Annotated in this window: 19 protein-coding genes and 1 tRNA gene; 7 read left to right on the forward strand and 13 right to left on the reverse strand. The window is 71.8% G+C overall.

Translation table 11 applies throughout. The features are described from left to right. Positions 1 to 61: 61 nt before the first annotated feature. The 6 genes from pknB to ACFQ8C_RS22665 all read right to left on the reverse strand — a co-directional run bounded on the left by pknB (position 62) and on the right by ACFQ8C_RS22665 (position 8,165). Positions 62 to 2,092 carry a Stk1 family PASTA domain-containing Ser/Thr kinase gene (gene pknB / locus ACFQ8C_RS22640; RefSeq protein ID WP_383460434.1) on the reverse strand — a complete coding sequence of 677 codons (2,031 nt, stop codon included), beginning with the start codon at positions 2,090 to 2,092 and terminating at the stop codon, positions 62 to 64. A gap of 158 nt (positions 2,093 to 2,250) precedes the next feature. After that, positions 2,251 to 3,717 carry a peptidoglycan D,D-transpeptidase FtsI family protein gene (locus ACFQ8C_RS22645; protein ID WP_383460437.1) on the reverse strand — a complete coding sequence of 489 codons (1,467 nt, stop codon included), beginning with the start codon at positions 3,715 to 3,717 and terminating at the stop codon, positions 2,251 to 2,253. Then, entirely contained in the window at positions 3,714 to 5,156 is a 1,443-nt protein-coding gene (locus ACFQ8C_RS22650; protein ID WP_383460440.1) for an FtsW/RodA/SpoVE family cell cycle protein, read from the reverse strand. Before ACFQ8C_RS22650 ends, ACFQ8C_RS22645 begins: the two co-directional genes overlap by 4 nt. 26 nt (positions 5,157 to 5,182) lie before the next feature. After that, complete coding sequence (locus tag ACFQ8C_RS22655) at positions 5,183 to 6,670, reverse strand: Stp1/IreP family PP2C-type Ser/Thr phosphatase (RefSeq protein WP_383460443.1); 1,488 nt, start codon at positions 6,668 to 6,670, stop codon at positions 5,183 to 5,185. A gap of 96 nt (positions 6,671 to 6,766) precedes the next feature. Continuing rightward, positions 6,767 to 7,297, reverse strand: coding sequence for an FHA domain-containing protein (locus ACFQ8C_RS22660; RefSeq protein ID WP_383460446.1), 531 nt, complete (start codon positions 7,295 to 7,297; stop codon positions 6,767 to 6,769). Between the two features lie 10 nt (positions 7,298 to 7,307). Continuing rightward, positions 7,308 to 8,165 (reverse strand): FhaA domain-containing protein, encoded by an 858-nt coding sequence (locus tag ACFQ8C_RS22665; RefSeq protein ID WP_383460447.1) that lies wholly within the window; start codon positions 8,163 to 8,165, stop codon positions 7,308 to 7,310. A 599-nt stretch (positions 8,166 to 8,764) separates the two neighbouring features. On the opposite strand from ACFQ8C_RS22665, the gene ACFQ8C_RS22670 reads away from it, so the two are divergent. The 3 genes from ACFQ8C_RS22670 to ACFQ8C_RS22680 all read left to right on the forward strand — a co-directional run bounded on the left by ACFQ8C_RS22670 (position 8,765) and on the right by ACFQ8C_RS22680 (position 11,535). Continuing rightward, positions 8,765 to 8,851, forward strand: a tRNA-Leu gene (locus tag ACFQ8C_RS22670). Positions 8,852 to 9,108: 257 nt separating this feature from the next. Continuing rightward, positions 9,109 to 10,815: a sensor histidine kinase gene (locus ACFQ8C_RS22675; RefSeq protein WP_383460450.1), complete on the forward strand. Its 1,707-nt coding sequence runs from the start codon at positions 9,109 to 9,111 to the stop codon at positions 10,813 to 10,815. A 39-nt stretch (positions 10,816 to 10,854) separates the two neighbouring features. Beyond that, on the forward strand, positions 10,855 to 11,535 hold the full coding sequence (locus ACFQ8C_RS22680; RefSeq protein WP_383460453.1) for a response regulator: 681 nt from the start codon (positions 10,855 to 10,857) through the stop codon (positions 11,533 to 11,535). Between the two features lie 72 nt (positions 11,536 to 11,607). On the opposite strand, the gene ACFQ8C_RS22685 is transcribed toward ACFQ8C_RS22680, so the two are convergent. Further along, complete coding sequence (locus tag ACFQ8C_RS22685; RefSeq protein ID WP_383460455.1) at positions 11,608 to 12,084, reverse strand: MarR family winged helix-turn-helix transcriptional regulator; 477 nt, start codon at positions 12,082 to 12,084, stop codon at positions 11,608 to 11,610. Between the two features lie 99 nt (positions 12,085 to 12,183). Between ACFQ8C_RS22685 and ACFQ8C_RS22690 the strand changes: the two genes are divergently transcribed. The 4 genes from ACFQ8C_RS22690 to ACFQ8C_RS22705 all read left to right on the forward strand — a co-directional run bounded on the left by ACFQ8C_RS22690 (position 12,184) and on the right by ACFQ8C_RS22705 (position 16,312). Continuing rightward, positions 12,184 to 13,293 carry a hypothetical protein gene (locus ACFQ8C_RS22690; protein ID WP_383460458.1) on the forward strand — a complete coding sequence of 370 codons (1,110 nt, stop codon included), beginning with the start codon at positions 12,184 to 12,186 and terminating at the stop codon, positions 13,291 to 13,293. A 148-nt stretch (positions 13,294 to 13,441) separates the two neighbouring features. Next, a complete protein-coding gene (locus ACFQ8C_RS22695; RefSeq protein ID WP_383460461.1) occupies positions 13,442 to 14,887 on the forward strand; it encodes a DUF2252 domain-containing protein in 1,446 nt (481 codons plus the stop codon). A gap of 275 nt (positions 14,888 to 15,162) precedes the next feature. After that, positions 15,163 to 15,918 (forward strand): J domain-containing protein, encoded by a 756-nt coding sequence (locus tag ACFQ8C_RS22700; RefSeq protein ID WP_383460516.1) that lies wholly within the window; start codon positions 15,163 to 15,165, stop codon positions 15,916 to 15,918. A gap of 49 nt (positions 15,919 to 15,967) precedes the next feature. Continuing rightward, the gene (locus tag ACFQ8C_RS22705) at positions 15,968 to 16,312 is read left to right on the forward strand and encodes a rhodanese-like domain-containing protein (RefSeq protein ID WP_383460463.1); all 345 of its coding nucleotides are present in this window, start codon (positions 15,968 to 15,970) and stop codon (positions 16,310 to 16,312) included. 16 nt (positions 16,313 to 16,328) lie between these two features. On the opposite strand, the gene ACFQ8C_RS22710 is transcribed toward ACFQ8C_RS22705, so the two are convergent. From ACFQ8C_RS22710 to paaA, 6 genes are all read right to left on the reverse strand, one after another. Further along, the gene (locus tag ACFQ8C_RS22710; protein WP_383460466.1) at positions 16,329 to 17,462 is read right to left on the reverse strand and encodes an acyl-CoA dehydrogenase family protein; all 1,134 of its coding nucleotides are present in this window, start codon (positions 17,460 to 17,462) and stop codon (positions 16,329 to 16,331) included. 106 nt (positions 17,463 to 17,568) lie between these two features. After that, positions 17,569 to 18,630 (reverse strand): 2Fe-2S iron-sulfur cluster-binding protein, encoded by a 1,062-nt coding sequence (locus tag ACFQ8C_RS22715; RefSeq protein ID WP_383460469.1) that lies wholly within the window; start codon positions 18,628 to 18,630, stop codon positions 17,569 to 17,571. Further along, positions 18,631 to 19,134 carry a 1,2-phenylacetyl-CoA epoxidase subunit PaaD gene (gene paaD / locus ACFQ8C_RS22720; RefSeq protein WP_383460472.1) on the reverse strand — a complete coding sequence of 168 codons (504 nt, stop codon included), beginning with the start codon at positions 19,132 to 19,134 and terminating at the stop codon, positions 18,631 to 18,633. It lies immediately after the preceding gene. Beyond that, a complete protein-coding gene (gene paaC, locus ACFQ8C_RS22725; RefSeq protein WP_383460474.1) occupies positions 19,128 to 19,907 on the reverse strand; it encodes a 1,2-phenylacetyl-CoA epoxidase subunit PaaC in 780 nt (259 codons plus the stop codon). Before paaC ends, paaD begins: the two co-directional genes overlap by 7 nt. Beyond that, positions 19,904 to 20,191: a 1,2-phenylacetyl-CoA epoxidase subunit PaaB gene (gene paaB, locus ACFQ8C_RS22730; protein ID WP_383460476.1), complete on the reverse strand. Its 288-nt coding sequence runs from the start codon at positions 20,189 to 20,191 to the stop codon at positions 19,904 to 19,906. Before paaB ends, paaC begins: the two co-directional genes overlap by 4 nt. Continuing rightward, entirely contained in the window at positions 20,188 to 21,201 is a 1,014-nt protein-coding gene (paaA, locus tag ACFQ8C_RS22735; RefSeq protein ID WP_383460479.1) for a 1,2-phenylacetyl-CoA epoxidase subunit PaaA, read from the reverse strand. Before paaA ends, paaB begins: the two co-directional genes overlap by 4 nt. Between the last annotated feature and the right edge of the window lie 147 nt (positions 21,202 to 21,348).

Below are 21,348 nucleotides of genomic sequence, written 5' to 3' on the forward strand. Positions count from 1 at the left end.
GCCCCGGAGACCTTCGAAGGTCTCCGGGGCTCCCCCCTTTCCGGCAGTGCCGGCGGGCCGGCTAGTCGAACCAGCCGCCGCCGTTGTTGCTGTCGCCGTCCGGCTGGCCGTTGTTCCCACCGGGGTTGCCACCGCCCACGTCCGCGGTGAACAGGGTGACCGAGCCGCCCTTGTTGACCGTCTGGCCGGCGGCGGGCGCCGACTGGAGGACACGGGCGTCGTCCTTGTCGACACCGGCCACCACGACCGACACGCCCTGGCCCTGGAACCAGTCCCGGACCTCCTTCAGCGTCTTGCCGGCGAGGTCCCCGGGGATCGTGACCGCGGTCACCTGCGGGCCCTTGGAGACCTTCAGCTTGATCTCGACGTCCAGCGGCTGGTTGCTCGGGCCGCCCGGGGTCTGCTCCAGGACCATGCCCTTGGGCTGGTCGTTGTCGACCTCCTCCTGCTTCACGTCGGTGAAGCCGAGGCCGTTCAGCTGCTGGAGCGCCAGGCTGATGTCGCGGTTCCGCACGTCCGGCAGCTGCGTCAGCTTCTGCTTGGCGACGGTGAGGGTCACCTCGGAGCTCTTCTCGGCCTTGGTGCCGTTCTGCGGGTTCTGCCGCAGGACGGTGCCGGGGTCCTCGTCGGACTCCTCCTCCTCGACCTTGACCTTGAAGCCCTTGCCCTCCAGGGTCTCCTTGGCCCGCTGGAGCGACTGCTCCTGGACGTCCGGGACCTCGACGAGCGGCGCGCCCTCGGAGATCCACACCTGGATCGTGCCGTCGACCGCCATCTTGCCGGCGCCGTCGGCGACCGGGTCCTGGCGGCAGATCGCACCCGTGGGCTGGTCGCAGCGCTCCTTGCCCGCCTCCTGCACCTTCACCTGGGCGTTGGTCGCGGACCGCTCCGCCTCGGTCAGCGTCTGTCCGACGAGCGGCGGCACCAGCGTCTGCTGCGGGGTGTCGTTGGTGTCCATCAGGTACCGCGCGATGAAGATCGCGCCGACCAGGACCAGGACGCCGCAGAGCACCAGCAGGATCGTGGAGGCGTTCGACTTCTTCTGGCCGCCGCGGCGGCGGTCCGGACGGTCGTCGTAACCGTCGTAACCGCCGTAACCCCCACCGTCCGGCGGGACCGGCGGCATCATCGAGGTCTGGCCGACCGGGTCGGCCTGGCGCAGCGCCGTCGTCGGCTGGTCCTCCGGCGGATAGCCGTAGCCGTTGTACGCCTGGGCGCCCGCCATGCCCATCGCCGCGGCGGCCGCGACCGGCTGCCCGTCGAGGCACGCCTCGATGTCCGCGCGCATCTCGTCGGCGGACTGGTAGCGGTAGTCGGGGTCCTTGACCAGCGCCTTCAGGACGATGGCGTCCATCTCGGGCGTGATCTCGGCGTCGAAGTTGCTCGGCGCCTGCGGCTCCTCGCGGACGTGCTGGTAGGCCACGGCCACCGGGGAGTCGCCGATGAACGGCGGCCGGACGGTCAGGAGTTCGTAGAGCAGGCAGCCGGTGGAGTACAGGTCGGAGCGCGCGTCGACCTGCTCGCCCTTGGCCTGCTCCGGCGAGAGGTACTGGGCGGTGCCGATGACCGCCGCGGTCTGCGTCATGGTCATGCCCGCGTCGCCCATGGCGCGCGCGATGCCGAAGTCCATGACCTTGACCTGGCCCGTCCGGGTCAGCATCACGTTCGCGGGCTTGATGTCGCGGTGCACGATGCCGGCGCGGTGCGAGTACTCCAGCGCCTGGAGGATGCCGACGGTCATCTCCAGGGTGCGCTCGGGCAGCAGCTTGCGGCCCGAGTGAAGCAGCTCACGGAGCGTCGACCCGTCGACGTACTCCATCACGATGTACGGGATGGAGACCCCGTCGACGTAGTCCTCGCCGGTGTCGTAGACGGCGACGATCGCCGGGTGGTTCAGGGAGGCGGCGGACTGTGCCTCACGGCGGAACCGGGCCTGGAAGGACGGGTCACGGGCCAGGTCGGCCCGCAGCGTCTTCACGGCGACGGTGCGGCCGAGCCGGGTGTCCTGGGCGAGGTACACCTCGGCCATGCCACCGCGGCCGAGCACCGAGCCCAGCTCGTACCGGCCGCCGAGGCGACGCGGCTCTTCCATAGCTAATCCAGCCCTCTCCGTCTGTCCCGACCGCACCCTGGGGTGGTCCGGCGGTGTGTGCTGTCCGCGCATACGGTACCGGCCCCGAAGAGCCGTACCGCGCGCGGAGGGCAGCTGATACCTGACCGGTACCTGGCGGGCACCGGCCCTTCGCAAGATCAGCCGCGGCTCTTCAGAACCGCCTTCATGACCGCCTTCGCGATCGGCGCGGCGAGACCGCCACCGCTGATGTCCTCACGTCCGACGCCCTCGGCGTCCTCGACGATCACGGCGACCGCGACCGGGGAGCCCTGGTCGGTCTTGGCATACGAGATGAACCACGCGTACGGGCGCTTGGCGTTCTTCTCGCCGTGCTGCGCGGTACCGGTCTTGCCGCCGACCTTCACGCCGCTCATGTTCAGGTCGGCCTTGGCGCCGGTGCCGTTCGAGACGACGTTCTCCATCATCGTCTGGAGCTTCTGGGCGTTCTCCGGAGAGACCGGCTGGCTCATCTCCTCCGGCTCGTTCTGCTTGATCACGTCCAGGTTCGGGGCGCGCAGCTGGTCGATCATGTACGGCTTCATCAGCTTGCCGTCGTTCGCGATCGCCGCCGTGACCATCGCCATCTGGAGCGGGGTCGTCGCGGTGTTGAACTGGCCGATCGAGGAGAGCGCGTTGCCACCGCGGTCGGCGTTCTTGTCGTAGACCGAGGCGGCGGAGCGGACCGGGGTGAACTGCTCGGCGTTGAAGCCGAACTTCTCGGCCGTCTCGACCATCTTGTCGCGGCCGACGTCGTCACCGAGCTTGGCGAAGACCGAGTTGCAGGAGACTCGCAGCGCCTCGTTGATGCTGGCGTTGGCGCAGCCGCCCGAGTGGTTCTTCATCGGCACCCGGGAGAGCGGGATCTTCCAGCCCTCGGGGGTGTCGGTCGCCGCGTCGATGTCCTTGATCTTGCCGGACTCCAGCGCGGCGGCGGCCGTCACGACCTTGAAGACGGAGCCGGGGGGGTAGATCTCGCGCAGGGCGCGGTTCTGCTTCGGCTTGTTCTTGTCCTTCTCCAGCGCGACCCAGGCCTTCTCGTCCTTGCCCGAGTAGCCGGCGAACGAGGACGGGTCGTACGAGGGGGTGGACGCGAGCGCCAGGATCTTGCCGGTCGACGGCTCGATCGCCACGACGGCGCCGGTGTTCTTGCCGAGGCCCTCGAAGGCGGCCTTCTGCGCGGCGCCGTTGAGGGTGGTGACGACGTCGCCGCCCTTCTTCTTCTCCCCGGTGAACATCGACAGGGTGCGGTCGAAGAAGAGCCGGTCGTCGTTGCCCGTGAGGATGCCGTCCTCGATCTTCTCGATCTGGTTGGCGTCGTACGCCTGCGAGGCGTAGCCGGTCACGGGGGCCCACATGGGGCCGTCGACGTAGGTCCGCTTGAACGTGAAGTACTCGTCCCCGGAGTCGACGGAGCCGGTGATCGGCTTTCCGTCGACGATGATGTTGCCGCGCTCGTTCGAGTAGCGCTCGATCTGGACGCGCCGGTTCTTCGGGTGCGCGTTCAGCTCGTCGGCGCGGACGAACTGGAGCCAGTTGTCGCGCAGGAGCAGGGCGAGGACGAGCAGGCCGCAGAAGATCGCGACCCGGCGCAGAGGCTTGTTCACGGACGGACCACCTGGGTCATCTCGGCGTCGGGGTTCGGGGCGGGGGAGGGCGCCGGACGGCGTGCGGTGTCGCTGATCCGGATCAGGATGCCGATCAGGGCCCAGTTGGCGATCACGGACGAACCGCCGTACGCGAGGAACGGCATCGTCATACCGGTCAGCGGGATGAGGCCCATCACACCGCCGGCCACGACGAAGACCTGCAGCGCGAAGGCGCCGGACAGGCCCATCGCGAGCAGCTTGCCGAACGGGTCGCGGGCGGCGAGGGCCGTGCGGATGCCACGCTCGATGATCAGACCGTAGATCAGCAGGAAGACCATCACGCCGGCCAGGCCGAGCTCCTCGCCGACGGTGGCGAAGATGAAGTCGGAGTTGGCGGCGAACTGGATCAGGTCAGAGTTGCCCTGGCCGAGACCGGTGCCGAGGATGCCGCCGGAGCCGAAGGACATCAGCACCTGGGTCATCTGGTCACAGGCGTACGCCATGTTCGAGCCCTCGGGCGCCGTCTTGAGGCACTCGAAGGGGTCGAGCCAGGCGGCCACGCGGGACTGGACGTGGCTCGCCGTGGAACTGACGGCCACCGCGCCGGCGACGGCCATCAGCAGACCCATGACGATCCAGCTGGTCCGCTCGGTCGCCACGTACAGCATGATCACGAACATGCCGAAGAACAGCAGCGAGGTGCCGAGGTCGTTCTCGAAGACCAGGATGAGGAGGCTGACCGCCCAGATCGTCAGGATCGGGCCGAGGTCACGGCCACGCGGCAGGTAGAGCCCCATGAAGCGGCGGCTGGCCAGCGCCAGGGCGTCCCGCTTCACCATCAGGTAGCCGGAGAAGAACACGGCGAGGACCAGCTTGGCGAACTCGCCGGGCTGGATGGAGAAGCCGCCGATACGGATCCAGATCTTGGCGCCGAAGACGTCGGTGCCGAGGCCGGGAACGAGCGGCAGGAGCAGCAGCAGGAGCGCCACGACCATGGAGATGTACGTGTAGCGCTGCAGGACGCGGTGGTCCTTGAGGAGCAGCAGCACGCCCACGAACATGGCGATGCCGATCGCGGAGTACATCATCTGGTTCGGCGCGGACGGGCTGAACGCCCCGTAACTGCGCTTCGCCAGGTCGATCAGCCGCGGCGACTGGTCGAGACGCCAGATCAGCACCAGCCCCATGCCGTTGAGCAGGGTCGCCAGCGGCAGCAGCAGCGGGTCCGCGTACGGCGCCCACTTGCGCACGACGAGGTGGGCGACGGTCGCGAGGAGCGCGAGGCCGAGCCCGTACCCGAGCATGCCGGACGGGACCTCGCCGTCGATGGCCAGCCCCACGTTGAGGTACGCGAACACCGGGATGGCTACGGCGAAGGCGAGCAGCGCCAGCTCGGTGTTGCGGCGGCTCGGCGCCTCGATCGCGCCGATGGTGGTCGTGTTGGTGACAACGCTCATGGTGGTGAAAGGCCCCCTACGGGTGCTTACTGCTTGCCGCAGTTCGAGGCCAGCTTCTGCTCCTCCGCCGTGAGGGTGGGACCCGGGGTCGGAGCGGCTGTGGTGGGCTTGGATTCGGGCTTGGCGTCGGCGCCGTCGGCCGGCTTCTCGGCCGCCTTCTCCTTGTCGGCCTTCTCCTTGGCGACGCGGCGCTCCTCGGTCTTCCTGCAGGCCGAGGCCTGCACGGACAGCTCGGAGATCTTCGTCTGGGCCTTGGCGAGGCTGCCGCCCGCGATGGTGTCCTCGACCTGCTTCCGCTGGTAGGCGGGGAGGTACTTGAGTTCGATCTCGGGGTGGTCCTTCTCGACCTCCGAGAGCTTCACCCAGGCGAGGTCCTGGCTGATGCCCCGGTACAGCGCCACGTGCTCGTCCTTGGAGCCCACGTAGTACTGGGTCTGGGTCCAGCGCCAGCCGCCGTACGCGCCGCCGGCGAGGACGCCGAGGGCGAGGAGGAGGATCAGGGTGCGCCCGATCCACCGCCGCCGCTTCCGCGGCTTCACGAAGTCGTCGTCCGAGTACGCGTCGAACGAGCCGTGCGGCGGCATCGCGCCGTAGCCGTGGTCGTCGCCGCTGCCGGGCGGGCCGAAGCCGCCGGCGGGCGGCTGGTGGTGCGGGGCGGGGCGGCCGAGCCCGGAGGCGCGGCCGGCCGGGGTCTGCATCGCGCCGCCGTCGTTCAGCTGCTGCTGGTTCTCGGCGACCGCGCCGACGACGACCGGGGTGTCGCTCAGGTGGCCGGCGAGGGTGTCGCCGCCGTCGACGTCGAGGACGTCGGCGACGATCACCGTGATGTTGTCGGGGCCGCCACCGCGCAGCGCGAGCTGGATCAGCTCCTGCACGGTCTCCTGCGGGCCCTGGTAGCTGGCGAGGGTGTCCTCCAGAGTCTGGTGGGACACCACGCCGGACAGGCCGTCGGAGCAGATCAGGTACCGGTCGCCGGCGCGGACCTCACGGATGGAGAGGTCGGGCTCGACGTGGTCACCACTGCCGAGCGCGCGCATGAGGAGCGAGCGCTGCGGGTGGGTGGTGGCCTCCTCCTCGGTGATCCGGCCCTCGTCGACGAGCCGCTGGACCCAGGTGTGGTCCTGGGTGATCTGGGTGAGGACGCCGTCCCGCAGCAGATACGCGCGGGAGTCGCCCACGTGCACCAGGCCGAGGCGCTGACCGGTCCACAGCAGGGCGGTGAGCGTGGTGCCCATGCCCTCCAGCTGCGGGTCCTCCTCGACCATCATCCGGAGCTGGTCGTTGGCGCGCTGCACCGCCGTACCGAGCGAGGTGAGGATGTCGGAGCCCGGGATGTCGTCGTCCAGGACGACGAGCGTGGAGATCACCTCGGAGGAGGCGACCTCGCCGGCGGCCTGGCCGCCCATGCCGTCGGCGATCGCGAGGAGACGGGGACCGGCGTAGCCGGAGTCCTCGTTGCCCTCGCGGATCATGCCCTTGTGCGAGCCCGCGGCGAATCGCAGGGAGAGACTCATGCCCACCTGCCCTGTCGCCGCTGCATCGGGGTACAGCCGGTCTCGACCCACACTGCCCACCCTCCGGTCGCTCCGGTCAGCTCGCTCATTGTCGTACTACTTCCGCAGCTCGATGACGGTCTTGCCGATGCGGATCGGCGCCCCCAGCGGAATCGGCGTCGCGGTGGTGAGGCGGGTCCGGTCGAGGTACGTGCCGTTCGTGGACCCGAGGTCCTCGACGATCCACTGGCCGTCCCGGTCGGGGTAGATCCGGGCGTGCCGGCTGGAGGCGTAGTCGTCGTCCAGCACGATCGTCGAGTCGTGCGCCCGGCCGAGCGTGATCGTCTGGCCCTGGAGGGCGACGGTGGTGCCCGTGAGGGTGCCCTCGGAGACGACCAGCTTCGTCGGGGCGCCGCGCCGCGACCGGCCACCGCCCGCGGGCTGCGGCGGCGGCTGCTGGCCGCGCTGCGGCGGCGGAGCGGCCTGGCGCCCGCCCTGCTGAGGACGCGCCTCCTGGCGGCGCGAACCGCGCTGGGTCACCCGCGTACCGAACAGGTCGCTGCGAATGACCTGGACGGCCACGATGACGAACAGCCACAGAACGGCCAGGAAACCCAACCGCATGACCGTCAGGGTCAGCTCTGACATTGCCCCCGCTTCACCCTTCGGCTTGCCGGTAAACGATGGTGGTGCTGCCCACGACGATCCGCGAGCCGTCGCGGAGCGTAGCGCGGGTGGTGTGCTGCCCGTCCACCACGATGCCGTTGGTGGATCCGAGATCCTGGATCGTCGAGGGCGTTCCGGTCCGGATCTCGCAGTGCCGGCGGGAGACGCCGGGATCGTCGATCCTCACGTCCGCGTCGGTGCTGCGGCCGAGGACCAGGGTCGGGCGGGAGATCTGGTGGCGGTTGCCGTTGATCTCGATCCAGCGGCGCACCTGGCCGCCGCCGGCCGCCGGGGGACGGCCGCCGCCGGCGGGGCGGTGGCCCGCGCCGCCGCCGGGGGGCGGCGAGGCGGGCATCGGCGGAGCGCCGGCCGGGGGCCCCTGGGGGTACCCGTAACCGCCGCCCTGTCCCTGCTGCTGACGGGGCTGCTGCTGCTGGTGGGGCTGCTGCCCCGGGTGCGGCTGCGGCTGGGACGAGCTCGACGCGAGCGTACGGCTGCGCACCCGGTACAGGCCGGTGTCGAGGTCGTCGGCCTTCTCCAGGTGGACCTTGATCGGTCCCATGAAGGTGTACCGCTGCTGCTTCGCGTAGTCACGGACCAGTCCGGCGAGCTCGTCGCCCAGCTGTCCCGAGTAGGGGCTCAGGCGCTCGTAGTCGGGCGCGCTGAGCTCCACGATGAAGTCGTTGGGGACGACGGTCCGCTCGCGGTTCCAGATCTGCGCGTTGTTGTCGCACTCGCGCTGGAGCGCGCCGGCGATCTCGACCGGCTGGACCTCGGACTTGAACACCTTGGCGAAGGTGCCGTTGACCAGACCTTCGAGACGCTGCTCGAAACGCTTCAGGACTCCCATGGGGCACCTCCTCCGTCGTTGCCGTCCTGGTACTGCTTACTGATCGTATCCACGCGTCGGGAAATCGGCTGGTTCCCCTTCTCTGCCCTGTGGACGAGTGTCACCTCTCACAGGCCCTCCCCCCAGGGATCGTAGAGGGGGCCTGTGGACAGTGTCCCGCACGAGACTGTCCGACAGGAGGGTCGGAGGAGGCGAGCCAGCGCGCCGGACGGGGCGGTCGACGCCGCAACCTCCCGCTTCTCCCCTGTCTCTCCCATCTCTCCTCTCTTTCCGCTGTGTCCCTTCTCTCCTTCTTATCCTCACTTCTCCCCCCGGCTTCCCGGGACGGGAGACGGCGGAGGCTCGCGCGGTCGCTCGCGCGCTCGCTCCCGTGGTCCCGCTCGCGGCCCCTCCCGGGAGCCGTCCCGCGGACTCTCTGCCGGACCCTCCCCCGGACCCCCTCCGTCACTCCCGAGAGGACGGCGACGCCTCTCCCTCTCCTCTGTTCTGCTCGCGGGGGGCCGAAACAACGGATGTGAATCCACCGTCCGCGACGTGCTAATCTTCAGATGTCGCCAGGCGCTCGCACCGAAAGGTGAGAGACCGGGAGACCACCCAATGCGCGGGTGGCGGAATAGGCAGACGCGCTGGATTCAGGTTCCAGTGCCCGAAAGGGCGTGGGGGTTCAACTCCCCCCTCGCGCACCAGACGGAAGCCCCGTAGGTCCCAGACCTACGGGGCTTCCGCGTTGTCCGGAACAAGTGACGCCTCGTCTTTCGTCGTTCCGGACCGCGACGAAAGAGAGACGCCCTACGGTCCCGGCGCTCCCTAGGGTGCGAGCGTGGAAGCGACGAGGGCGGGAACGGCCGGAACGGCGAAGAAGGCAGGAGAGGCGGGAACGGCGGGGAAGACGGGGGCCGGGCGCGGGATCGGGGCCGGGGCCGCCGCCGCGTGGAGACGGCTCGTGCCCGCCGGGGAATGGTCGCGGCGCAGGGCCGTCGGGGAGACGGCCCTCACCGCCGTCGTCGCGCTGCTCGCCGCCGGCACCGAGGAACTGCTCGGCGGCGAGGGGTGGCAGCTCGCCGGAGTCGCCGTCGTGGCGGCCGTGCTGTCGCTGCTGCGCCGCCGGTTCCCCGCCAGCGTGCTCGTCGTCACCGCCGGGCTCTCCCCCGTCGTCCCCGGTCTCGGTCCGCTGCTGCTCGTCCTCGGCTGGTCCGCGGGCGGCCACATCGTCGGCGTCGGCCGGGCCCTGAACGCGTACGTCGCCGCCTACGTCCTCAACGTCGGCGCCACCCTGCTCGACAACTGGGACAAGCAGCGGCTGCTCACCCTCGCCTTCATGGCGACCCTCTACTACCTGGGGACCACGCTCGCGCCCGGACTCGCCCACCGCTACTGGGCCCAGCGCCGCACCCTCCTCCACGCGCTCCAGGAACGGAACGTCCGGCTGGTGCGCGAGCGGGCGATGATCGGACGGAACGCCCGGCTGCGGGAGCGGCAGCGCATCGCCCAGGACATGCACGACAGCCTCGGGCACCAACTCGCCCTGATCGCCGTGCAGACCGGCGCCCTGGAGGTCGACCGCGAGCTGAACGAGCGGCAGCGTGAGGTCGTCGGTGTGCTGCGGAACGCGTCCGTGACCGCCATGCACGAGCTGCGCGAGGTCGTCGGCATACTCCGGGACGGCACCGAGACCCCCGATCCCGACACCGGGCCGGTGGCCGTCGGCGACGAGAGCGGGCGGGCGGCCCGCGGGATCGCCGGCATCGAAGGGCTCGTCGCCTCCGCGCGCGCCGCCGGGACCCGCGTCGAGCTGCGGCGGATCGGCGACGAGCGGCCCCTGGAGCCGGCCGCCGGGCACGCCGCGTACCGCATGGCCCAGGAGGCGCTCACCAACGCCTACAAGTACGCGCCCGGCGCCCCGATCAGCGTCGAACTGCGCTACGAGCCCGACACGTTCGTCGTCGAGATCTTCAACGAGGAGCCGACCGCGGGGCCCGTGGACGGCGTCGTCAGCGGCGGCCAGGGCCTGGCCGGACTCGTCGAACGGGCCCGGCTCGTCGGCGGCATGTGCCACGCGGGCCCCGCCGACGGCGGCGGATTCCGGGTCGCGGGGATGCTGCCGTACGGCTCCGCACCGAGCGGTGAATCAGCGCCTTTGGTCGATGCGGCCGACGACTTCCGGCAGCAGTCGACGAAGCCGTTCGGCGGAAAGAGTCGTCCCGTACCGGCCGGAGATCCCGACTGGACCTTCACGGAACGGGAGTTGGCGATGGCGCTGCACGGAGGCAAGACGCGGAGCACCGGGGGATCGGTCGCGCTCGGCTGCGGCATCGCCTTCGCGGCGCTCGTCGTCCTGCTCGTCGCGGCCGGTTTGGGCCTCTACTACCTCGTCGGATCCTTCCAGGACGACATGGTCACACCCGAGAAGTACGAGTCGATCGTGGTCGGCACGGCCGAGGCCGACGTCCGGGCCTCGCTGCCCGACTCCGGCTCCCTCGCCGTGCTGGGCGTCACCGACAAGGGCGGGCCCGCCAGACCCGGGGGCTCCGACTGCCTCGTCGTGCTCTCCACCGAGATGAGCGACGAGTTCGGGGAGGACCCGGTTTTCCGGTTCTGCTTCAAGGACGGCAAGCTGATCGAGAAGAAGTCGTACGTCGTGAGGCAGTAGCGCCTCGGCGGCCCGTACCGAAGCGTTGGGGGAGGCGCAGTGCTGTCAGAGCGGACGAGACGGCCCGGACGGGTCGTCAAGGTCGTGATCGCCGACGACGAGCCGCTGATCAGGGCGGGGATCAGGATGATCCTCAACTCCGATCCGGACATCCACGTGGTCGCGGAGGCCGCGAACGGCCGCGAGGCCGTCGACGCGGCCCGCGCGCACGCCGCCGACGTCGTGCTGCTCGACATCCAGATGCCGGTCCTCGACGGGCTTTCCGCCCTCCCGGAGCTGCGCAGGGCCGCACCGGCGGCACGGGTGATCATCCTGACCACCTTCGGCGAGCGGGAGAACGTGCTGCGGGCGCTGGAGCACGGCAGCGCCGGCTTCCTGCTGAAGGACACCGCCCCCGCCGAACTGATCGGGGCCGTACGGGCCACTGCGGCGGGCGACGCCTACCTCTCGCCGGCGGCGACCCGGCACGTCGTCGAACGGCTCGCCTCCGGCCGTGAGACCTCCCGCGCCGAGGAGGCCCGCGGCCGGATCGCCGCGCTCGGCGAGAAGGAGCGTGAGGTCCTCGCGGTCCTCGGCGAGGGCCTCTCCAACGCCGACGCGGGCCGCCGGCTGCACATGAGCGAGGCGACCGTGAAGACCTACGTCAGCCGGATCCTCGCCAAACTGCGGTGCGAGAACCGGGTCCAGGCGGCGCTGCTCGCCCGCGACGCGGGGCTGTAGCCGAGCCGTGGCCGCCTCTGTCTCCTCGACGGCGGCCACCTCTGTCGCCTCGACGGCGGCCGCCCGGGGCGGTCACTCGGGGTCGGGGAGGCCGGCCGAGCCCGCGTCGTTGTACCGGAGGAGGAAGTCGGCGAACCGGGCCAGATCCTCGCTCGACCAGTCCTTCAGGCGTTCCTGGTAGGCGGCGCGACGGTTCGCCTGGGCGGTGGCCAGCACCGCGAGACCGGCCTCCGTCGGGTGCAGCACCTGCACCCGGTGGTCCTCGGGGGCGGGCCGGCGCTCCACCATGCCCAGCTTCTCCAGGCCCGCCAGCTGACGGCTGACCGTCGACTTGTCCAGCAGGTAGTGCGCCGCGAGGTCCGTGGCGCGGCAGCCGCGCTGATCCTCGATGTGGGCGAGGAGCGTGTACGAGACGAGCGGGAGCTCCGGGTGGACGCGGGCCGCCGCGGCACGGGCCCGGCGCGCGAAGGCGGTCAGCTCGCGCTGGATGACGTCCACGGACGCCTCGCGCGGCGCTTCGGCGTGCGCTTCGGTGGGGGCGTCGGACATGGGGGCTCCCTCGGCGGGCTGGCGCGGCAGGCGATTTCAGTTGTATAGTACAACGGTTCTTTGGTTGTAAAAGCCAACTATCTGTCTTCGGAGGTCACGGTGTCCACAGGACCGAACCAAACCGCCGGCGCCCTGCGGCACGTCCTCGGGCACCTCGTCACCCCCCTCCTCATGTGCCTGGGCATGGGCCTCGCCTACCTCGGCGCCTTCCACGCCCCCCAGCCCCACGACCTCCGCGTCGACATCGTCGGCTCCGGACCCACCACCCAGGTCCTCGCCCAGACCCTCCACGACAAGGCCGACGGCGCCCTCGACGTCCGCACCGTCCCCGACCGCGCCACCGCCGCCACCGCCCTCCTCCACCAGGACAGCTACGGCGCCTACATCCCCGGCGAGCACCCCGAACTCCTCGTCGCCTCCGCCTCCTCCGACACCAGCGCCATGGCCGTCGAGAAGGTCTTCACCAAGGTCGCCGCCGGCCAGGACGCCCCCCTCAAGGTCACCGACCTCGCCCCCACCGCCTCCGGCGACCCCACCGGCCAGGGCGTCTTCTTCCTCCTCGTCGCCGTCAGCATCGGCGCCTACGCCTCCGTCGCCGTCATCGGCGCAGCCGGAGCCGCCCTCCCCATGCGGATCCGCGCCCTCCTCGCCACCGGCACCGCCCTCGTCGTCAGCCTCATCGGCACCCTCTTCGCCGGCCCCGTCTTCCACCTCGTCGACCACGGCCTCGCCGGCGTCTGGGCACTCTCCTGGCTCTACGCCGCCGGCATCCTCCTCATCGGCATCGGCCTCCACACCTACCTGCGCCGCTGGACCACGCTCGGCGTGATGATCCTCTTCGTCATGCTCAACTTCACGAGCTCCGGCGGCATCTACCGCCCCGAGCTCCAGCCCGGCCTCTTCGGCTCCCTCCACGCCTTCTGGAACGGCGCCGGCTTCGTCGAGGGCATCCGCGGCCACGTCTACTTCGACGGACACGCCCTCGGCGGCCACGTCCTCGTCCTCGTCCTCTGGCTCCTCGCCGGGGTCGTCCTCGTCACCCTCGCCGGCCGCACCGAGGCCACACGGAACGCCGTGAGCGCCGCCGCGACCCCTCCGATGCCCGTCCGCGAGGCGACGAGCCGCGAAGAGGCGGAAAGCGGAGAGGAGCGGGAGGCGGAGAGGGAGGAGGAGATGGAAGAGGAGATGGAAGAGGCGGTAGCCGTCTGACCCCGTCCGATCCCGTTCGACCAGCGGCTCGGCAGTTGTCCACAGGCCGTTGTCCACAGGGGGAGACGGGCGATCAAGGCCGGCTGTACCGTCAGGTCCGGAAGTCGCCGGACGTACCGTCCGGCCAGTCATCGGGGGAGGTCGTCCCATGGACGAGAACCAGGCCGCCGTGCCCGGACAGCGCGGCGGAACGGACGGGGAGCGCATCCCGCACGTGCCCGGATTCGTACGGCGCGGCAGCGCGGAACACTCCGCCAAGGAGCGCGGCAAGCAGCTGCGCACCACCGTCCCCCGCTCCTCCCATGCCGAGTTCGCCCTCCCCGCCGGACGCCCCGACGCGGCCCGCGCCGTCGAGGAGTCCAGCCGCGGCCGGGTCCCCGAGCTCACCCCGATCCGCGTCGGGCGCATGGCCGCAAACCCCTTCGCCTTCCTGCGCGGGTCCGCCGGCCTCATGGCCCACGACCTCGTCGGCACCCCCGTCACCGGCGTCTCCGCACAGCTCTGCGGCGACGCCCACGCCGCCAACTTCGGCCTCTACGGCGATGCCCGCGGCCGGCTGGTGATGGACCTCAACGACTTCGACGAGACCGTCGTCGGTCCCTGGGAGTGGGACCTCAAGCGGCTCGCCACCTCCCTCGTCCTCGCCGGCCGCGTCGTCGGCGCCGACGAGGACACCTGCCGGGCCGCCGCCCACGACACCGTCGGCGCCTACCGGCGCACCATGCGCCTCCTCGCCCGGCTCCCCTCCCTCGACGCCTGGAACGCGATACCCGACGAGGAGCTCGTCTCCCACACCGACGCCCGCGACCTCCTCGGCACCCTGGAACGCGTCTCCGCCAAGGCCCGCAACAACACCAGCGCCCGGTTCGCCGCCCGCTCCACCGAGGCCGTCGCCGAGACCGACGGCGGCGGACGCCGCTTCGTCGACGCGCCCCCGGTCCTGCGCCGGGTGCCCGACGCCGAGGCCGCGGCCGTCGCAGCCGCCCTCGGCGAGTACCTGGAGACCGTCTCCGAGGACCGCCGGCCGCTCCTCGCCCGGTACGCCGTCCACGACGTCGCCTTCCGGGTCGTCGGCACCGGCAGCGTCGGCACCCGCTCCTACGTCGTCCTGCTCCTCGACCACCGCGGCGAACCGCTCGTCCTCCAGGTGAAGGAAGCCCGCCCGTCCGTGCTCGTGCCCCACCTGCCCGCCGCCGGGTTCACCGTCCCCGACCCCGGCCACGAGGGCCGGCGCGTCGTCCTCGGCCAGAAGCGCATGCAGGTCGTCAGCGACATCCTGCTCGGATGGACCACGGTCGAGGGGCGCCCCTTCCAGGTGCGCCAGTTCCGCAACCGCAAGGGCAGCGTCGACCCCGCCGCGCTCACCGCCGACCAGGTCGACGACTACGGCCGCATGACCGGCGCGCTCCTCGCGCGCGCCCACGCCCACAGTGCCGACCCGCGCCTGATAGCCGGCTACTGCGGCAAGAACGAGGAGTTCGACGAGGCCGTCGCCGCCTTCGCGGTCGCCTACGCCGACCGCACCACCGCGGACCACGCCGACCTGCTCACGGCGATCCGCACGGGACGCATGGCAGCGGAGCCGGGGGTCTGACCCCGGGCCGGGGTCAGACCGGCGTGCGCGGCGTCGGGGGACACGACGAAAACGGGGGGAGGGGGAGGGGAGGGAGGGGGGGAGGGGCCCCCGGTGAGGACCTAGGCTTGAGTGGTCGGGCCGGAACGAGGACGTGGGCGGGCGTGAACGTGAGCGAGGACCAGGGCCAGGGCCAGGACGAGAGCCGGGACCAGGACGAGAGCCAGGACCAGGGCCAGGACCAGGACCAGGGGCAGAGTCAGGGCCAGGATGTCGGTCAGCGGCCGGAGGCTCGGTTGGAGCGGGCCGTGCGGGTGGCCGAGCAGGCGTTGATCGAGTTCGAGATCGCCGTCGAGACCTTCCGGGTCGAGGTGGAGAACTTCTCGCGGCTGCACCACCAGAAGCTGGGGCCGATGTACGCGCGGCTCGACGAGCTGGACGCGTCGATCGCCGAGGCGCGGGCCGAGCAGAGCGGTGACCCGGAGGACCTGCGGCTGGCGCGGGAGGCGCGGGCCGCGGTGCTGCCGCTGCCGGGGGTCGAGGTGCTCTTCGACGACTGGATCGACTCCGACGGGATCTCCCCCGAGGCGGCCGCGATGCTGACCGAGCGGCCGGTGCGGCCGCCGCAGCGGGTGCGGCCCAGCGAGGAGGTGCGTCGGCTCTACCGCGAGCTGGCCCGCAAGGCCCACCCCGACCTGGCGCGGGAGGACGACGAGCGGAAGCGGCGGGAGGAGTTCATCACCCGTGTGAACGCCGCCTACGCGCGGGGCGACGAGGCGCTGCTGCGCGAGCTCGCCGAGGAGTGGGAGGCGGGTCCGGCGCCGGCCGAGGAGCGGCTCAGCGAGAGCGAGGAGCTCTACGCGCGGCTGGAGTGGCTGGCGCAGCGCAAGGACCTGCTGTCGGCGCTGGCGCGGGAGCTGGAGGAGAGCGCCATCGGCTCGATGCTGCGGCTGGCTCCGGAGGACCCGGACAAGCTCCTTGAGGAGATCGCCGAGCAGCTGCGTGGTCAGGTGTCCGAGCGGGAGGCCGAGCTGGCCGCGCTGGTGCAGTAGTTTTTTCAGGTCGAGGCGGTCCCGCCGTACACGAGAGAAGGTCGGTCCCATGAGTTTCGCTGCCCCGCTGCCGTCGGTGCCCGCCGCGTCCGTACCCGCCGATGCCCTGGTGCTCGACGTGCGGGAGGACCAGGAGTGGGCGGCCGGTCGGGTCGAGGGCGCGGTGCACGTGCCGATGAGCGACTTCGTGGCGCGGTTCGCGGAGGTCGGCGAGTTGCTCGCCGACCGCGGCCGCGCCTATGTGATGTGCCGGGTCGGCGGCCGGTCGGCGCAGGTCACGCAGTACCTGGTGCAGCAGGGCTACGACGCGGTGAACGTGGACGGCGGGATGGTGGCCTGGGAGGGTGCCGGGCGTCCCGTGGTCGCGGACAACGGGCCCGGGTTCGTCGCCTGAGCCCTGCCGGGCGTGGTCAGTCCAGGGGATGGGCGGCGATGAGGTCGCCCAGGGTCTCCTCGTGGGCGGCGGCCGGGCCGAGGGAGAGTTCGAGGTACTTCGCCCAGGCGTGGTAGCGGTGCAGCGGGTAGTCGGTGTCGGCTCCGAAGCCGCCGTGCAGGTGCTGGGCGGTCTGGACGACGCGGCGGACCCCTTCCGAGGCCCAGATCTTGGCGACGGCGAGGTCCGCCTCCGCGGGCAGGGCCGCGTCGACGCCGGTGGAGACGCGCCAGGCGGCCTGCCACAGGGTGGCCTCCATCGCGCGGAGGTCGATGTAGCGGTCGGCGGCCTGGACGGCGACGGACTGGAAGGTGGCCACGGGGTGGCCGAACTGTTCGCGCTTCCCGGTGTACTGGCTCGTCATGGTGAGGACCTGCTCGCCGAGGCCGAGGGCGAGCGCGCAGGTGCCGGTGGTGAGCAGGGAGCGCAGCGCCGGCCAGGCGTCGGCGGAGTCGAGGACGCGTTCGGCGGGGAGGCGTACGGCGTCGAGCCGTAGTCGGGCGAGGCGCTCGCCGTGGGTGCCGTACTGGGCGTCGAGGGCGAGGCCCTCGTGGTCGCGGGGGAGCAGGGCGAGGACCGTCCGGCCGTCGGTGGTGTGGGCGGGGACGGCGGTCAGGTCGGCCTGATGGGCCCACGGGACGTGGTCGGTGGCGCCGTCGAGGATCCAGTGGGTGCCGTCCTGGCGGGCGGTGACGGCCCGCTCGGCGGGTTCGTGGCCGGTGGCGCCGTGGGCGGCGGCGGTGAGGACGAGCCGGCCCGCGGTGACCTCGGGCAGCAGCGCGGCGGCGGTGTCGGCCGGGGCGTGGTGCTGGAGTACGTGGGTGACGGCGGCGGTCTCCAGGAGGGGGACGCGGGCCAGGACGCGGGCGGACTCGCGCAGGACGAGGCAGAGGGCGACGGCGTCGAGGCCGGTGCCGCCGTTCTCCGGGGAGGCGAGGAGCCCGAGGAGGTCGGTGGCGGCGAGCCGCTGCCACAGGGGGCGGTCGAGGTCGTCGGCGACGGCAGTCGGGGTGAGGGCGGGGCTGGGCACGGCGTCGGGCGCGACGCCGGCGAAGACGGTACGGGCCGTCTCCGCGGCCGCCTGCTGCTCCTCGGTGAACGTGAAGTCCATGGCCCTGTCCTTCCGTTGCTGTCCGGTGCTCTTCCGGCGGCCCGTCGGGCGGCACTTGCCTGACGGGCCGTCAAGATAGAACAGGTTCTAGCGGAAGGGAATGGGCTCAGCGGTCGAAGTCCAGCTCCACGTCGGGCGTGGCCGGGTGGGACTGGCAGGCCAGGACGTAGCCGGCGTCGGTCTCCTCCGGTTCGAGGGCGAAGTTGCGGTCCATGCGGACCTCGCCGCCGACGACGAAGGCGCGGCAGGTGCCGCAGACGCCGCCCTTGCAGGCGTAAGGGGCGTCGGCGCGGGCGCGCAGGACGGTGTCCAGGAGGCTTTCGCCGCGCTCGACGGGCCAGGTGCCGGAGCGGCCGTGGAGGGTGGCCGTGAGGGTGGCGTGGGCGGGGGTGTCGGCGGTGGGGACGGGCGTGGGGCCCGAGCCGTCGTCGACGTGGAAGATCTCCTGGTGGACGAGGGCGCGGTCGACGCCCAGGTCGCGCAGGGCCCGCTCGGCTCCCTGGACGAGGCCGAAGGGGCCGCAGAGGAACCAGCCGTCGATGGCGCCGACCGGCAGGAGGGCGGGCAGGAGGGCGGCGAGCCGCTCCTGGTCGAGGCGGCCGGAGGGCAGGCCGGCCTGCTGTTCCTCGCGGGAGAGGACGGTGACGAGCTGGAAGCGGTCGGGGTGACGGTCCTTCAGGTCGGCGACCTCGTCGAGGAACATCGTGGAGGCGGCGGTGCGGTCGCTGCGGATCAGGCAGAACCGGGCCTCGGGTTCGCGGTCGAGGAGGGTGGCGGCCATGGAGAGCACCGGGGTGATGCCGCTGCCGCCGGCGACGGCGGCGAAGTGGCCGGGGCGCGGGTCGAGGACGAACCGGCCGGTGGGGGCCATGACGTCGACGGTGTGGCCGGGGGTGAGTTCCTTGAGGGCCCAGGTGGAGAAGGCGCCCCCGTCGACGAGGCGGATGCCGACGCGGAGCTCGGGCCGCTCGCCGGCCGGGGTGGCGGGGGAGCAGATCGAGTAGGTGCGGCGGATCTCCTGGCCGGACTCGTCGGTGCGGCGCAGGGCGAGGTGCTGGCCGGGGCGGTGCCGGAAGGTCTCGTGGAGGGCGTCGGGGACCGCGAAGGTGACGGCCACGGAGTCGTCGGTGAGCCGCTCGACCCGGCTCACCGGGAGCGGATGGAACATCTACAGCTCCTTGAAGTGGTCGAAGGGCTCGCGGCAGGCGGCGCAGCGGCGCAGGGCCTTGCAGGCGGTGGAGGAGAAGCGGCTGAGGAGCTCGGTGTCCGTGGAGCCGCAGTGGGGGCAACGGATGGCCAGGGTGAGGGCGACGGGTCCGTCGGCGGGGCCCTGGGGGCGGGGCGGGGCGATGCCGAACTCGGTGAGCTTGCGGCGGCCTTCCTCGCTGATGTCGTCGGTGGACCAGGCGGGGGCGAGGACGGTGACGACGGTGACCTCGGGGATGCCGTGCTCGTGGAGGGCGTGTTCGATGTCGGTGGACATCGTCTCCACGGCGGGGCAGCCGGTGTAGGTGGGGGTGAGGGCGACCTCGACGCGGCCGGGGCCGGTGACGTGGACGCCGCGGAGCACGCCGAGCTCGGCGAGGGTGAGGACGGGCAGCTCGGGGTCGAGGACGGCGCCGGCGATCCGGGCCAGTTCCGCTTCGAGCGGGGTGGCGGTGGTGGTCACCATGTCGCCCCCGGGTGGCTGCGGTGGAGGTGCTGCATCTCGGCGAGCATCCGGCCGAAGTGCTCGGTGTGGAGGCCCTGGCGGCCGGCTCCGGCGCGCCAGGCGCCGGTGCGGGGGCCGTCGGGGACGGTGAGTCCGGCGCGGGTGAGGACGGTGGTGACGGAGTCCAGCCAGGCCGCTTCGAGGGCGGTGGTGTCCAGGTCGAGGCCGTCGAGGGGCTGGAAGAGCTCGCCGGTGTACCGCCAGAGGGCGTCGCAGGCCGTCTGCATGCGGCGGTGGCTCTCCTCGGTGCCGTCGCCGAGGCGCAGGGCCCAGTGCTCGGCGTGGTCCTGGTGGTAGGCGACTTCCTTGACGGCCTTGGCGGCGAGCCCGGTCAGCGGACCGTCGCCGGTGGCCAGGGCCGCGTACAGGAGCCGCTGGTAGGTGGAGAAGTACAGCTGGCGGGCGATGGTGTGGGCGAAGTCGCCGTTGGGCTGCTCGACCAGCTGGACGTTGCGGAAGGCGCGCTCCTCGCGGAGGAAGGCGAGTTCGTCCTCGTCGCCGGCGAGGGAGAGGAGGACGCGGGCCTGGCCGAGGAGGTCGAGCGCGATGTTGGCGAGGGCGACCTCCTCCTCCAGGACGGGGGCGTTGCCGGCCCACTCCCCCAGGCGCTGGGCGAGGACGAGGGCGTCGTCGCCGAGGGCGAGGGCCGCGGCGGTGACGGCCGGGTCGGTGACCGGCGCGGGGGCCGTCGGGGTGACGGTCTCCGGGGTGGCGGCGGTGTCGGTGGTGGTCACAGGTGCTTCACCCCCTCCGGGATCTCGTAGAAGGTCGGGTGCCGGTAGGGCTTGTCGGCGGCCGGCTCGAAGAAGGGGTCCTTCTCGTCCGGGGAGGAGGCGGTGATGGCGACGGAGGGGACGACCCAGAGGGAGACGCCTTCCATCCGGCGGGTGTAGAGGTCCCGGGCGTTGCGCAGGGCCATCTCCGCGTCGGGGGCGTGGAGGCTGCCGGCGTGGGTGTGGGAGAGCCCTCGGCGGGAGCGCACGAACACCTCCCACAGGGGCCAAGTGTCGCTGCTCATGCCTGTGCCTCCCCGTGCTGTCCGGTGTGCTTGCGCGCGTAGGCCGCGGCGGCCTCTCTGACCCAGGCGCCGTCCTCGTGGGCCTGGCGGCGCGTGGTGATGCGCTGGTCGTTGCAGGGGCCGTTGCCCTTGAGAACGTCCCAGAACTCGGCCCAGTCGATGGGGCCGAAGTCGTAGTGCCCGCGCTCCTCGTTCCACTTCATGTCGGGGTCGGGGAGGGTGAGGCCGAGGGCCTCGGCCTGCGGGGCGGCGATGTCGACGAAGCGCTGGCGCAGTTCGTCGTTGGAGTGGCGCTTGATCTTCCAGGCCATCGCCTGCGCGGTGTGGGTCGATTCGTCGTCGGGCGGGCCGAACATCATCAGGGACGGCCACCACCAGCGGTCCACCGCGTCCTGGGCCATGGCGTGCTGGGCCTCGGTGCCGCGGGAGAGGGCGAGCAGGGCTTCGTACCCCTGGCGCTGGTGGAAGGACTCCTCCTTGCAGACGCGGACCATGGCCCGGGCGTACGGGCCGTAGGAGCAGCGGCAGAGGGGGACCTGGTTGGTGATGGCGGCGCCGTCGACGAGCCAGCCGATGGCGCCGACGTCGGCCCACGTGAGGGTGGGGTAGTTGAAGATCGAGGAGTACTTCTGGCGGCCGTTGTGGAGCTTGTCGAGGAGCTCGTCGCGGCTGACGCCGAGGGTCTCGGCGGCGCTGTAGAGGTACAGGCCGTGGCCGGCCTCGTCCTGGACCTTGGCCATGAGGATGGCCTTGCGGCGCAGCGAGGGCGCGCGGGTGATCCAGTTCGCCTCGGGCTGCATGCCGATGATCTCGGAGTGGGCGTGCTGCGCGATCTGGCGGACGAGGGAGGCGCGGTAGGCCTCCGGCATCCAGTCGCGCGGCTCGATGCGCTCGTCGGCTGCGACCGCGGCGTCGAACACCGCCTCGCGGGCGGCCTGCGCCGCCGCGTCCGCGGCGTCCGTGCCGGGCGCTTCCGCGGTCACTGCCGTCCCTGCCGTCCCTGCGGTCATCAGACCCCCTACCGACCGATCGTTCGGTTGAATGACTTCAATGGTGGGTCGGCGGCCCGTATGGTGTCAACCCTGTGGATAACCGCCTGCTCCGATCGGGGCGCAGACGAGCGGGTCACCGGTGGGACGGGATCGGGTCGGGAAGCC

The organism is Streptomyces sp. NPDC056503 (assembly GCF_042794995.1).
Lineage (GTDB): Bacteria > Actinomycetota > Actinomycetes > Streptomycetales > Streptomycetaceae > Streptomyces.